The sequence below is a fragment of the Chitinophaga sp. H8 genome (genome assembly GCF_040567655.1).
GTDB lineage: Bacteria > Bacteroidota > Bacteroidia > Chitinophagales > Chitinophagaceae > Chitinophaga > Chitinophaga defluvii.
On sequence record NZ_JBEXAC010000001.1, the window covers coordinates 1,963,128 to 1,976,544 of the forward strand.

Genomic DNA, 13,417 nt, shown 5'->3' on the forward strand with positions numbered 1-13,417 from the left:
TATTCAAAACACATAAATGCTTCGTTCATAGGGGATAACCGGTGATTTTGGGCAAGGGGTTGAATCTGAAATAATTACATAATTTAACAGGAATCAGAAATGGTGTTTAGATTTTAGGATTTTCCTGTTATATTTGCGGACAAATTTAGAAAGAGTGCAAACTAAAACAGACGTGAAGACGAAATTCACCAAAGAGACGTATCTGTACTGGTATGAATTGATGCTTTTGCTGCGCCGCTTTGAGGAAAAGACGGGCCAGTTGTATGGGATGCAGAAGATTCGTGGCTTTTGCCACCTGTACATCGGACAGGAAGCAATAGCAGCTGGTGCAATGACGGCAACCAAACCGGAAGATAAATTCATAACAGCTTACAGGGATCACGCATTGGCAATAGCAAAAGGTATTACACCTAATGCTTGTATGGCGGAGTTGTATGGTAAAGCTACCGGTTGTTCTAAAGGAAAGGGAGGCAGTATGCACTTTTTCTCATTGGAACATAACTTCTTTGGCGGTCATGGTATCGTAGGTGCCCAGATTGGTACTGGTGCAGGCCTGGCTTTTGCTGAGCAATATAAAGGAACAGACAACGTAGCCCTGTGCTTCTTTGGTGATGGTGCTGCCCGTCAGGGTATGCTGCATGAAACCTTTAACATGGCCATGCTGTGGAAACTGCCCGTGATCTTTATTTGCGAAAATAACATGTACGCGATGGGTACTTCAGTAGAACGTACTTCTAACGTATTGGATATTTATAAATTGGCAGATGCCTACGAAATGCCAGCCGATTCTATCGATGGCATGAGCTGCGAAGCAGTACATGATGGTGTGGAAAGAGCCGTAAAACGCGCCCGTGAAGGTGGCGGACCTACCTTGCTCGAAATTAAAACATACCGCTACCGTGGTCACTCTATGAGCGATCCGGCTAAGTATCGTACCAAAGATGAAGTAGAAGAATACAAGGAAAAGGACCCGATCAGCATTGTGCTGGACAAAATCCAGAAGAACAAATGGGCTACCGAAGCTGAAATTGAAGCGATTAATAATAAGGTGAAAGATCAGGTAGAAGAATGCGTTAAATTCGCAGAAGAATCTCCATGGCCTTCTGATGATGAGCTGCTGAAAGATGTGTACACGCAGGAAGACTACCCTTTCATTGTAGACTAATTCATATAACGAAGGTTAACAGTTATCGCCATTGGGGATGCTGTTAACCTTCGGTGTTATAATTCATATTAAATAATCAAGTATTACAACCAATAAAATGGCAGAAACTACACACAAAGCCACTACCCCTGAATCTAAACAGGAATTTGCCCTAGAGGATACTATGCATGTTGCAGAAGCCTTTTATCGGAAAAACCAAAACAATATCTTCATTGCGTTAATCGCTATTATCGTTGTTGCAGGTGGTATTTTCGGATACAAACACTTTGTAAAAGAACCTAACGAAAACAAAGCGCAGGAAATGATTTTCCATGCACAGAACTACTTTGCTATTGATTCCTTTAAACTGGCATTAAACGGCGATGGTAACAACTATGGTTTTGCGCAGGTAATTGATAAATACGGTAGTACTAAAGCTGGTAACCTGGCTAAATACAGTGCAGGTGTTTGTTATGTAAAGCTCGGCCAGTTTGATAAAGCTATTGAAGTACTGAAGTCATTTAAAGCAGACGACCTGATCGTTCAGGCGATGGCTTTTGGCCTGATAGGGGATGCTGCTATGGAATCCGGTAAAACTGAAGAAGGTATCGAATTCTACAAAAAAGCTGGCCACTATAACGATAATGAATTCACTGCTCCTGTTTACCTGTTCCGTGCTGGTATGGCATTGGAAAAAGCTGGCAAAACTCAGGAAGCCATCACTATCTACAAAGAAATCAAAGAGAAATTTCCACAAACAAATGAAGGCCGTGATATGGATAAATACCTGGCCCGTTTGGGAGATGTAAAGAACTAATTGTACGGAAAACCAATTACGGATGACGGAATGATTCGTTATTAAAGGTGTAATTGAATGCAATAACTACTTCGTAATTGACAATTCGTAATTACTGATTTGTAATTAAAAGAAATGTCTGAACATAATAATAGTTTATTGAACGACGCTGGCATTCTCAATATGGAGGATGCCAGTGTTGTTATGGTATATACTGAATGGAATGATACTGTGATTAATGAGTTGGTAGCCGGGTGCAGCAGATCATTGGAACAATATAAGGTGACTAAGGTGAACAAGGTACAGGTACCAGGCGCTTTTGAACTCCCTTTTGCCTGCAAGCAATACTGGGAGCAAACACAAGGTACCGGCTTACAACCTGGTGCTATTATTGCCTTCGGATGTGTGATCCGCGGTGAAACCCCACATTTTGACTATGTATGTAAAGCGGTTACCGAAGGTATCTTACAGTTAAATCTGCAATTGCCCGTCCCCGTTATTTTTGGCATACTTACTGTTGATAATATGGCGCAGGCTACCGATCGCCTTGGCGGTGCACATGGACATAAAGGAGAGGAAGCGGCCATCACTGCATTGAAGATGATCGCCCTGCAACGGAAATTGGGCAAAACGAATTTTTAAAAGAGCTAATAGCTTAAAAAATGAACGTACAGCTTTTTATACCATGTTTCGTAGACCAGCTTTTTCCGGAAACTGCTTTCAATATGGTGAAGGTATTGGAAAAGCTGGGTTGTAATGTGCAATATAATACGGACCAGACTTGTTGCGGACAACCGGCATTCAATGCGGGTTATCAGGATGAGTGCCGTGCTGTAGCCACCAAATTTGTAAAGGACTTTCGCACCTACGACTATATTGTTGCACCCAGTGGTTCCTGTACAGGATTTGTTCGCAATTATTATTCAGAATTGTTTGATAATTCTGCTGTACATAATGACGTAAAGCTGCTAAAAAAGAACCTGTACGAGTTTACAGAGTTTTTAACAGAGGTGTTGCATGTAACTGATATTGGCGCTACCCTGAATGGTGTGGGTACTTACCATGATGCATGTGGTGCATTGCGGGAGTGCAAGATCAAGGAAGGTCCCCGTAAGTTACTGGCAGGTGTAAAAGGATTAGAGCTTCGCGAAATGAATGACTGTGAGGTATGCTGTGGTTTTGGGGGGACCTTTGCGGTGAAGTTTGAGCCTATTTCAATCGGGATGGGCGAACAAAAAGTGGTAAACGCTGTAGAAAGCGGTGCAGACTTCCTCATCTCTACTGATCTTTCCTGTCTGATGCATCTTGATGGCTATATTCGCAAGCACGGTAATAACATCAGGATCATGCACATCGCGGATGTACTGGCGAGTGGCTGGTAAGCGCTGTTATCTTACACATTATTTTGTTTTTAACTGTTGATCTAATATGAACTATTGGCTTGTAAAATCAGAACCTTTTAAATATTCGTGGGAGAAGTTTGTAGAAGACGGACAAACCTTCTGGGATGGTGTACGCAATTATCAGGCAAGGAACAACCTGAAAGGCATGAAGAAAGGGGATGAAGTGCTGTTTTACCATAGCAATGAAGGATTAGCTGTAGTGGGTTTGGCTAAAGTAGTGAAGGAGTCTTACCAGGACCCTACCACGCCGGATCCGAATTGGGTAGTTGTGGAACTGAAGCCGGTGAAGCCTTTCAAAAAGCCGGTTACCCTGGCGCAGATGAAAGTGGAGAAAAGACTGGAGAACCTGTCGCTGATACGTCAGGGGCGCTTGTCTGTGTGTGCCGTTACCCCGGAAGAGTTTGACGTGATTATGGAAATGGGGGGTATGAAGAAAAAAAGCTAAAATAAATGTAAAGGATAAAAAAGCTGACCATCCCATATGGTCAGCTTTTTTGCTTTCAGCCTGACTTACATCTTTATAACATTTCCCTGTTCATCCATTTCCATGAAGGGATTATAAGCAATTTCCCAGAGGTTATTTTCCACATCTGCAATATAGGCGCTGTAGCCTCCCCAGAATACTTTCTCCGGTGCTTTTACAATCCGTACACCTTTTGCCCGCAAGCTGGCTACCAGGTCATCCACGGCTTTCTCTGAATCAAGGTTATAAGCCAGTGACATACCTTTAAAACCAGGATTACCCGCATCATTAGGGATGCCTGCATCTTTGGCCAGTTCATCCAAAGGAAAAAGGCTGAGGATGAAACCATTCAGCTTAAAGAATACTACGCCATCACTATCGAATTTTAATGGCGTCCAGCCAAAATGGTCAATATAAAATTGTTTTACGAGTTGGAGGTCGGTTACCCCAATGGTCAGAAAAGAGAGTCTTTGTGCTACGGTCATTTTAAAGTATTTAATTTGAGGCAGCGCTGCTTGCGTTGCTAATATTTTACCAGCTGCATTTTTTTTAGCTTTTGTTCCTGTTCCCGGTGATGTCTGAATACTGATTTGGTGACAAAAAAACCGAGAGAAGCCCCCACCCATACATCACTGCTCCAGTGACGGGTGTCATACAACCTGGAAATACCCGTTAATCCGGCAATACCATATGCAACCCAGGGCACCCAGGGATATCTTTTGCCATATAGTTCCGAGATAGCAGTAGCCACCGTGGTAACAGTCAGGGTATGCCCGGACGGAAAGGAGGTGTGTTTTTTATCGTTGCTGAAAGGAGGATCTATATTAAAGGGATGATCTGTATACGACGGGCGTTCCCGCCGGATAGTTGATTTGGTAATACTGTACAACAGGGTCGTAATCACCAGTGATTTGGCCGTCATCAGGGAGGCATGTTCCAGCTCCCGGTTTTTGGTGATGAGGGAGGTAACATACAATCCTGCTATAAGATAAGGGGAGTAGGCGTTGCCAAATGGTTCTACTCTGCGCGACACCTGGCTAAGTACCGAAGCATGATTATGATTGAAGAACTGTTTGATTTCATAATCTCCCACCATCAGCAATCCGGTTACAGTGGTAACGGTACCAAATTGTATCCATTGTTTTTGTTGCCAGTGGGCGGGGCGGGCTACGGTATATTTGAGGTCCTGCCACATACTGCCCAGGTACCTGCCGTTGATACGGTACCGTATTACCGTATCAGCAGCAGTAACAATATGTTCCTGCGGTGTACTGCTGTCTGCCGGAGAAGGAAGTATTGCCGGCCGACCAGCCTGGTCCATTACAGGCAGGGTGCTGTCTTTGGGTAAAGTGGTGGTGTCTGTTTGTCCTGAAACCGTTAGTGTACTGCTACAGATCCCGCAAATTAAAAACACATGAATGATCCTCAAATCCAATTCTTTAGAATGGTAAACGTATGATGTGCTATCATTTATTGTCAATGTTACGAATAATTTCCTGCCGTAAAATAACCGGCAGCAGATAATTTGCATCCAGGTAACAGGGAGATTAATACTAAATTTACGAATACTTTGTTTTCAGATAATGCCACTTACAATGAAACCCAGATTAGTAGTACTTACGGGCGCTGGAATCAGTGCAGAAAGCGGACTCCGGACCTTTCGGGATACCGATGGATTATGGGAAGGATATGATATTTATGAGGTAGCTTCTCCCATCGGCTGGAATAAGAATCCGGCGCTGGTGCTGGATTTTTATAATATGCGGCGCAGGGATGTGCGTACAGCCCTGCCTAATGCAGCGCATAAAGGCCTGGCCAGGCTGGAAGAAAAATATGAGGTATGTATTATTACCCAGAATATTGATGACCTGCATGAGCGGGGTGGCTCATCAAATGTGCTGCATTTACATGGAGAAATTTTCAAGATGCGTAGTGAGCGGGATCCACGTTTCACTTATCCGGTAGAAGGTGATATCCAATTGGGCGACACAGCCAGCGATGGAGGACAGTTGCGTCCGCATATTGTCTGGTTTGGAGAAGAGGTGCCGATGATACCACGGGCAGCATCAGAAATGGCCAGGGCAGATATCTTTGTGCTGGTAGGCACTTCCCTCAACGTGTATCCGGCAGCGGGCCTGATAGATTATTTGAAGGAGGGAGTCCCCAAGTATATCATTGATAAAAAAATCCCTCCGGTAAACCATCATAGTCAGCTGCACCTGATAGAGCAGCCTGCTACAACAGGGGTAGCGGCATTGCTGGAATTATTGAATGTATGATCATCTGGAAACGGAGGACTGCCCCAAAGAGGATGAAGGTAAGGCCTGCTTCCGGGCGCTGACATTAAAAAGGCTGACCATCATTGTTGGTCAGCCTCATAAGATCTCCACAGGAAATCAATGATTTTATTCAAAACTTTCCTCAAAGCGGATCTCGTGTTCTTCCAATTCTTTTAATATGGGGTTATATATTTCCGGCATTACCGGAATATGCAACCCGGTGAGTGACACTTTATCCTGCAGCATCAGTTTGGCCATAATGCCCAGTGGCAGGCCCACTGTTTTTGCCATGGCAGTACGAAGATTGTCTTCACCCTGAACAATCATATAGCTGTGCATCCGGGTAGCCATGTTACGGCGTTCAAACTCAATTTCATGCATCATCACGATCATATCTTTATCTGCCGGTTCCATTTTCAGCTTGTTTTCCATGATACGTTGGAGGACGGCCGCATTGGTTTGTTCTCCCATATTGATCATATCTCCGTTCAGAAGTCCCAGGAACTTCAACTGGCGGATGATCTTTGATTTACTGCTTACCCCCAGCTGTTGTGCCATATTATCATCGTTACTGAGCTGCTTGTCTACGTTCAGCTGTTGGGATGCCCATTTAAAATAGGTCAGATTATCCGTAGCAACAGGTTGAGTATCGTTTGTAAGACCTAGTTTGATCAGGGTATGCCAGCCTTCGCAAAAGTCGGGATACCGGAGGGTAGCCCGCATGAAGGTGGCGATATTCTCCAGTTTATAAGCCTCCATATAAGTCAGGGAATCCCGGTTGGGATAGTAGGCCAGCTTACCCAGACTGGGTACCTGTATGGTTTTTGACTGGTCAAACAGTTGTTCATGCGTTAATTCCTTCACTTTGCCTTTTTCACGGTAAACAGCGCCCGACTGTCCGGCCAGTACAATGTTTCTCGCATTCCAGGAGATCTTGTATTGCCAGGGATTATCGTTGCTGGAGGGAGATATCAGTCCGCCACAGTAAGATTTAAAGGAAAATATCTGCCCGCCTTTCTTTTCAATAGAGTGAATGAGCTTCATGGCAGACATATGATCTATACCGGGGTCGAGGCCCATTTCATACATAAATAATAAGCCGGCTTTCTGAATATCTTTCTGGAGCTTACGTATTTCCGGATCTATATAGGAAGCGGTAAGCATATTTTTACGAAACTGCAAACAGTCTTTGGCCACGATGATGTGGAGAGCAGGAGGAAGTAATGAAATAACAAGGTCAGTATCCTGAATCAGTTGCTGCCGGGCCGCCTGGTCCTTAATATCGATTGCTGTGGGCGTAGCATAGTAAGATTTGCCAGTCTTTGATTTAATGAGCATTAAGTCATGATCCACCACGGTAACATGCCACTTTTGCCTTGGAGCATTAGCCAGTAAGTAATCTATCAGGCATGTTGACGATTTGCCAGCGCCAAACAACAGAATATTTCTCATAGTCCTTCTTTAGAAAAATGGTTAAGAATCAGGGGAATAACAGCAGTTATGTTACTAATGTTCGTTATTTCTACAATCTTTGGATTTATTTGATACGAAATTAATTTTCCCTTGATTCGACGCTTTGATTATCATGAGGTTAGAAACAAATAGTCTGCCAATATTTTTTTTATTAAATATGGTAAAATAGACATATATTCAATAATAACAGCAGATGACGCAAATCTACCATAATTATCTTTATAAAGGAGTGAATGTCATGCTGTTTTTACGGGTTGGATGACAATTGCCTATTTATTCACATTTACTCCTTTTTACGCCGGAATACGGCATGAAATGGCTATATTTGCGTCTATTTATTTTCAGCAGAAAAACCTGTAAATCAATAACTAAAAATGACAGAGCATACGGAAAATCCACAGGAAGGTAGAATTGTTCAGATAAACATTGAGGAACAAATGAAAACGGCCTACATAGATTATTCTATGTCAGTGATTGTAGGTCGTGCCTTACCCGATGTGCGGGATGGTTTAAAGCCTGTTCACCGCCGTGTTTTATTCGGCATGAGTGAATTAGGGAATAACAGTAACAAGCCTTACAAGAAATCTGCCCGTATCGTGGGTGATGTAATGGGTAAGTATCACCCGCATGGTGACTCTTCCATCTACAACACCATTGTACGTATGGCGCAGCCCTGGAGTATGCGCTACATGCTGGTAGACGGGCAGGGTAACTTCGGATCTGTGGATGGCGATATGCCGGCAGCGATGCGTTATACGGAAATCAGGTTACAGAAAATAGCCGAGGCTATGCTGGAAGATATCGACAAGGAAACAGTAGACTTCACACTGAACTTTGATGATACCCTTGAAGAGCCTACTGTATTGCCTACCCGTATCCCCAACCTCCTGATAAATGGTGCTTCCGGTATCGCGGTTGGGATGGCTACCAATATTATGCCGCATAACCTTACCGAAGTAATTGATGGTGCGATTGCATATGTAGACAACAGGGATATTACAGTAGAAGAACTGATCAAGCACGTAAAAGCACCGGATTTCCCTACAGGAGGTGTTATCTATGGTTTTGACGGTGTGAAAAAAGGTTTTGAAACCGGTAGCGGCAGGGTAGTGGTACGTGGTAAAATTACCTCCGAAACCACCAAGGCTGGTAAAGAAAAGCTGGTGATCTACGAATTACCTTACCAGATCAATAAAGCTATTCTCCACCAGAAAATAGCGCAACTGGTAAATGATAAGATCATTGAAGGTATTTCCGACGTAAGAGATGAAAGTGACCGGGATGGTATGCGCCTGGTAATAGACCTGAAAAGGGAAGCTATTGCCAATGTGATCATCAACCAGTTGTTTAAATATTCAGAACTACAAACCTCTTATGGTATCAACAACGTAGCCCTTGTAAAAGGTCGTCCACGTGTATTGAACCTGAAAGAGATGCTGGCCGAATTTATTGAGTTCCGCCATGAGGTAGTGGTAAGAAGAACCCGCTACGATTTGCGCAAAGCTGAAGAAAAGGCCCATATCCTGGAAGGATACCTGATTGCCCTGGATCACCTGGACCAGGTAATTGCGCTGATCCGCGCTTCCAAAACACCGGATGAAGCAAAAGAAGGGTTGATGACCCAGTTCAACCTGACGGAGATCCAGTCCAAAGCCATCCTTGAATTGCGTTTACAACGTTTAACAGGTATGGAGCGTGACAAGATCAAGGAAGAATATAATGAGATCATGAAGCTGATCGCTTACCTGAGAAATGTGCTGAGTGATGAAGGATTACGGTTCCAGATCATCAAGGAAGAGCTGGAAGATGTAAAGAAAAAATTTGGCGACGAGCGTAAAACAGAAATTCAATACCTGGCCAGTGAGATGCGTATTGAAGATATCATTGCGGAGGAAGATGTGGTGATCACCATTTCTCACCTGGGCTATATCAAACGTACTTCTGCTTATGATTACCGTCAGCAGAAACGTGGTGGCCGTGGAGCTATTGGTGGCAGAACCAGGGAGGAGGATTACATTGAACACCTGTTTGTAGCATCTACCCACCATACCATGCTGTTCTTTACTGAACAGGGCCGTTGCTACTGGCTGAAGGTATACGAAATACCGGAAGGAGAAAAACAAGGAAAGGGAAGGGCTATTCAAAACCTGATTACCCTGCCAAGTGATGATAAGATCCGCGCAATTATAGATATCAAAGATCTGGGAGATAAAGACTTTATCAATAACCACTACATCGTATTATGTACTAAAAACGGTACCATCAAGAAAACCTTGCTGGAAGAGTTTTCCCGTCCGCGCCAGAATGGTGTGAACGCTATTACCATCAATGAAGGCGACCAGTTGCTGGAAGCTAAACTGACAAATGGTAACAGCGAGATCATGATGGCTATCAAGAGCGGCCGTGCGATCCGTTTCCCTGAAAATACCGTGCGGGATACCGGTCGCGGTGCTATTGGTGTAAGAGGAATTGAAGTGGATAATGATAAAGATGAGGTAGTTGGTATGATTTGTGTGAATAAGGAAGATGAAGCCAGAACCATCATGGTGGTTTCTGAAAAGGGCTTTGGTAAACGCACAAACATTGAAGAATACCGTATTACCAACCGTGGAGGAAAAGGGGTTAAAACCATTAACATTACGGAAAAAACAGGTAACCTGATTGCTATCCTGGATGTAACAGACAAAGATGATCTGATGATCACCTGTAAGTCTGGTATCACGATCAGGATGGCTATCGATAGTATCCGCGAAGCGGGAAGAGCGACCCAGGGGGTACGTTTGATCCGCCTGGACGACAGCGATGAAATTGCAGCGGTGGCCCGTCTGGATGAACAGGAAGAAGAAACTGTGACTGGTGAAGAAGGAGAAGCAGGCAGCATCGACGGTATTGTTGCAGCTGCAGAAAGTGATGAAAACAACATTGCTCCTGACAGTGAAGAAGACAACGATACGGCAACACCTGACGCGGAGCAGGAATAGTTAAAATTTTTAACACCATACTCTTATTGTAATCAGCAACTAAAAAAATTCGATCACATGAAAAAACTATTTGTATCGTTTCTCTTTTGCAGCGCTGGCTTCGTAGCAGTAGCCCAGCGGGCGAAAGTGAGCAGTGCAGAAGATTATCTGGGTAAAAAGGAACTGGAAAAGGCCAAGGCGGATATTGATGCAGCATTGCAGAACGACAAGACGAAGAACGACGCCAAAACCTGGTACGTTAAGGGGAAGGTCATGGAAGAAATGGCCACCAAGAACAAAAGCGTGGCAGATGCCCTGGAATCATTTGATGCTTACAAGAAAGCATTGGAAATAGATCCTAAAATGAAGGAAGCCATGCTGGAAATGAACCAGCGTATGTTTAACCTGTATGCTACCGTTGGCAATGCAGGCTATGGCAACCTGAATGAACAAAAATGGGATTCTTCCTTTGAGAACTTCAAAAAAGCTACAGAGATTGCTGAATTCTATAACAGCAAAAACCTGGGCGGCAGTATTCCTACAGATACTTCCATGACTTTCTATACCGGTTACGCTGCACAGCAGGCCAATAAGAAAGATGATGCCCTGACTTACCTGAAAAAAGCTGCCGACCTGCAGTTTAAAGGGGAGCCTGCTTTGTATGTAATCCTGGCACAGGCGTATGAAGAAAAAGGTGATAATGCCAACTGGCTGAAAACCATCGAGCAAGGGAAGACCATGTTCCCTAAGGACAAGCGTTTTAACGATATGGAGATGATTTACTACTCCAAAACCGGTAAAACAGCTGAGTTGTTAGGTATGCTGGAAAAGAAAATGGCTGAAAATCCAAATGATGCTGCTACCGTTCTTGACTATGCTATCCGCGTTGATAATATGGCTAATCCCCGTGATGAAAAAGGCGAGGACCAACCTAAACCGGCTAACTACGATGAGCTGATGAATAAAGCAGAAGCTGCTTATAAAAAAGCAGTTGAGCTGAATGGTAATGATGCTACCGCCAACTTCCAGTTAGGTGCACTTTACTTTAACCGTGCAGTAGGTTTCAATAAAGAACTGAATAGCATGGACAGCAAACAGCAAAGCTCTCCCAAAGCAAAAGAACTGCAAGGTAAAGTGGATAACCTGATGGGTATTGCATTGCCTTATTTTGAGAAGGCAGATGCTGGTTTTACTGCTAAAGCAAGCAGCCTGGAACCAGGTGACAGACAAACTTATGAAAGCTGCCTGTATGCACTGCAGAAGATCTATGCGATCAAAAATCAGACTGCGAAAGTAGAAGAAGTGAAAAAGAAACTGGATGGTCTGAAATAAGACCTGAGCAGCTTTCCTTCGGGAAACTGCCATATATATCTTTAAGAAGGGCTGACTCATGTAATGGGTTGGCCCTTTTTAATTAGAGCAGTGCAAAAAGGGAGTCTTTGCTGATGGAAGTAAAGCACGGAAGCAGCTGGCTATGCTGTCATCGGGATTTCAAGGGTGGTTTGGGTGCCCCCTTCATTAGCCACCGGCTTAAAGGCAATCGTAGCTTTAAGAATGTTCACCCTGCTTTGTATATTCTTCAGGCCCAGGCCATCAGGACTATGTTTCAGGTGCTCAAAGTCTACCTGGCTGAAACTTTTGCCATCATTTTCCAGTTTTACCTTCAACCCGCCGGATTCATTGGTGACCGTGAGCTGCAAGCGTTTGGCCCCTGCATGTTTAAGTGTATTATTCACCAACTCTATTACAATACGGTAAACGGAAAGTTCCTGATCTTCGGCCAGGCGGGGAACAGCCTGGGGAGCATAATACTGCATATCCACCCCGGCTTTGGTTATTTTGCTGGCCAGCTGACGGAAAGCACCATCCAGTCCAAAATCCTTTAGCATCTCCGGCTGTAACTGATGAGAAATCTGCCTTACTTTCTGAATCACTTCATCCAGTAATATCTTTGCGTTTTTACCTATCGCACTGTTTTGCTCAGGGCTTCCCTGCTGAAGCTGATGCAACAACAGCCTTACTGCAGAAAGGGTAGCTCCGATTTCATCATGGAGGTCGCTGGCAATACTCTTCCGCTCTTTTTCCTGTGATTCTATACTAGCCTGCAACAGTTGTTTTTGCTGCTCCTCCTGCATCTTTTGCAGATCAATCTGGTATTGAAATACTTTACGTTGGTATAGCAGTACGATTACAATAACACCAATGACAAGGAGAACAGTAATTAACGTACCAATAACGATATAAACAGCGATATTCATCTTGCGGGTATATATCTTAAGGAGAAGACAAAAAGTGCATACTTGATGAGATTGAACAGATTCTGTACTTCCCAGGTAATACGGAACAGCTCACTCTTAGACTGGTTTAGAAAGCTCCATATACTTCCAATGATTGCCGTGCCGGAATAGTAAAAGAAAATACCTGTTACCAGCCAGAAAGTAGCATCCTGATGTAAAGATACCAGTTTAGGATGACTGATCTGGGTATAGTAATAGGCCAGGCAGTAAGCGGTGATAATAAGGCTACTGACTGCCCTGGTATTTGAGTTAAATGTCTCAAGAGGAGGTTCTAAAAAAAGAGCATTGCCTGTTGCAAACAGTATGAATAGTATTGCAATAATCTCAATGCTCCTTTTGACTTTTTTCTTCTCAAAAAACTGATGAAAGAAAACAGACAATAGGATGAATTCCAATAGCGTTTGCCCGTGAAAAACGGGCAAATTATTGGAGACGCTGTAAGCCAGTACAAACTGTAATATCTGTAATATCAGGCAAAGTGCTACATAGAAGTATATTGTTAACAGCAGTTTATTTAACAGGTACCTCTTCCGCTGAAATGCGATAAAACAAAGTAGGATACCTGAAAATTGCACCAGCTCCGAAATTAGATAATACATGTG

General features: G+C 43.6%; 13 protein-coding genes. 8 read left to right on the forward strand and 5 right to left on the reverse strand.

Annotation, left to right across the window (positions count from 1 at the left end; all coding sequences use genetic code 11):
- Nucleotides 1-172: 172 nt before the first annotated feature.
- The 5 genes from pdhA to ABR189_RS07470 all read left to right on the forward strand — a co-directional run bounded on the left by pdhA (nucleotide 173) and on the right by ABR189_RS07470 (nucleotide 3,788).
- Nucleotides 173-1,165, forward strand: coding sequence for a pyruvate dehydrogenase (acetyl-transferring) E1 component subunit alpha (gene pdhA / locus ABR189_RS07450; protein ID WP_354659838.1), 993 nt, complete (start codon nucleotides 173-175; stop codon nucleotides 1,163-1,165).
- A gap of 97 nt (nucleotides 1,166-1,262) precedes the next feature.
- Nucleotides 1,263-1,961 (forward strand): tetratricopeptide repeat protein, encoded by a 699-nt coding sequence (locus ABR189_RS07455; protein ID WP_354659839.1) that lies wholly within the window; start codon nucleotides 1,263-1,265, stop codon nucleotides 1,959-1,961.
- 114 nt (nucleotides 1,962-2,075) lie between these two features.
- A complete protein-coding gene (gene ribH / locus ABR189_RS07460) occupies nucleotides 2,076-2,582 on the forward strand; it encodes a 6,7-dimethyl-8-ribityllumazine synthase (protein WP_354659840.1) in 507 nt (168 codons plus the stop codon).
- Between the two features lie 20 nt (nucleotides 2,583-2,602).
- Complete coding sequence (locus ABR189_RS07465; protein WP_354659841.1) at nucleotides 2,603-3,322, forward strand: (Fe-S)-binding protein; 720 nt, start codon at nucleotides 2,603-2,605, stop codon at nucleotides 3,320-3,322.
- A 46-nt stretch (nucleotides 3,323-3,368) separates the two neighbouring features.
- Nucleotides 3,369-3,788: an EVE domain-containing protein gene (locus ABR189_RS07470; protein ID WP_354659842.1), complete on the forward strand. Its 420-nt coding sequence runs from the start codon at nucleotides 3,369-3,371 to the stop codon at nucleotides 3,786-3,788.
- Nucleotides 3,789-3,853: 65 nt separating this feature from the next.
- Here ABR189_RS07470 and ABR189_RS07475 read toward each other — a convergent pair whose 3' ends face one another.
- Together ABR189_RS07475 and ABR189_RS07480 are read right to left on the reverse strand one after the other, a co-directional pair.
- Nucleotides 3,854-4,291 (reverse strand): VOC family protein, encoded by a 438-nt coding sequence (locus ABR189_RS07475; RefSeq protein WP_354659843.1) that lies wholly within the window; start codon nucleotides 4,289-4,291, stop codon nucleotides 3,854-3,856.
- A gap of 38 nt (nucleotides 4,292-4,329) precedes the next feature.
- The gene (locus ABR189_RS07480) at nucleotides 4,330-5,235 is read right to left on the reverse strand and encodes a phosphatase PAP2 family protein (protein WP_354659844.1); all 906 of its coding nucleotides are present in this window, start codon (nucleotides 5,233-5,235) and stop codon (nucleotides 4,330-4,332) included.
- A gap of 166 nt (nucleotides 5,236-5,401) precedes the next feature.
- Between ABR189_RS07480 and ABR189_RS07485 the strand changes: the two genes are divergently transcribed.
- On the forward strand, nucleotides 5,402-6,085 hold the full coding sequence (locus tag ABR189_RS07485; RefSeq protein ID WP_354659845.1) for an SIR2 family NAD-dependent protein deacylase: 684 nt from the start codon (nucleotides 5,402-5,404) through the stop codon (nucleotides 6,083-6,085).
- Between the two features lie 126 nt (nucleotides 6,086-6,211).
- Here ABR189_RS07485 and ABR189_RS07490 read toward each other — a convergent pair whose 3' ends face one another.
- Complete coding sequence (locus ABR189_RS07490) at nucleotides 6,212-7,537, reverse strand: saccharopine dehydrogenase C-terminal domain-containing protein (RefSeq protein ID WP_354659846.1); 1,326 nt, start codon at nucleotides 7,535-7,537, stop codon at nucleotides 6,212-6,214.
- Between the two features lie 395 nt (nucleotides 7,538-7,932).
- On the opposite strand from ABR189_RS07490, the gene gyrA reads away from it, so the two are divergent.
- Together gyrA and ABR189_RS07500 are read left to right on the forward strand one after the other, a co-directional pair.
- Nucleotides 7,933-10,539, forward strand: coding sequence for a DNA gyrase subunit A (gene gyrA, locus ABR189_RS07495; protein WP_354659847.1), 2,607 nt, complete (start codon nucleotides 7,933-7,935; stop codon nucleotides 10,537-10,539).
- Nucleotides 10,540-10,596: 57 nt separating this feature from the next.
- Nucleotides 10,597-11,850 carry a tetratricopeptide repeat protein gene (locus ABR189_RS07500; RefSeq protein WP_354659848.1) on the forward strand — a complete coding sequence of 418 codons (1,254 nt, stop codon included), beginning with the start codon at nucleotides 10,597-10,599 and terminating at the stop codon, nucleotides 11,848-11,850.
- Between the two features lie 140 nt (nucleotides 11,851-11,990).
- On the opposite strand, the gene ABR189_RS07505 is transcribed toward ABR189_RS07500, so the two are convergent.
- Together ABR189_RS07505 and ABR189_RS07510 are read right to left on the reverse strand one after the other, a co-directional pair.
- The gene (locus ABR189_RS07505) at nucleotides 11,991-12,776 is read right to left on the reverse strand and encodes a sensor histidine kinase (protein WP_354659849.1); all 786 of its coding nucleotides are present in this window, start codon (nucleotides 12,774-12,776) and stop codon (nucleotides 11,991-11,993) included.
- Nucleotides 12,773-13,414 carry a hypothetical protein gene (locus tag ABR189_RS07510; protein WP_354659850.1) on the reverse strand — a complete coding sequence of 214 codons (642 nt, stop codon included), beginning with the start codon at nucleotides 13,412-13,414 and terminating at the stop codon, nucleotides 12,773-12,775. Before ABR189_RS07510 ends, ABR189_RS07505 begins: the two co-directional genes overlap by 4 nt.
- Nucleotides 13,415-13,417: the final 3 nt, after the last annotated feature.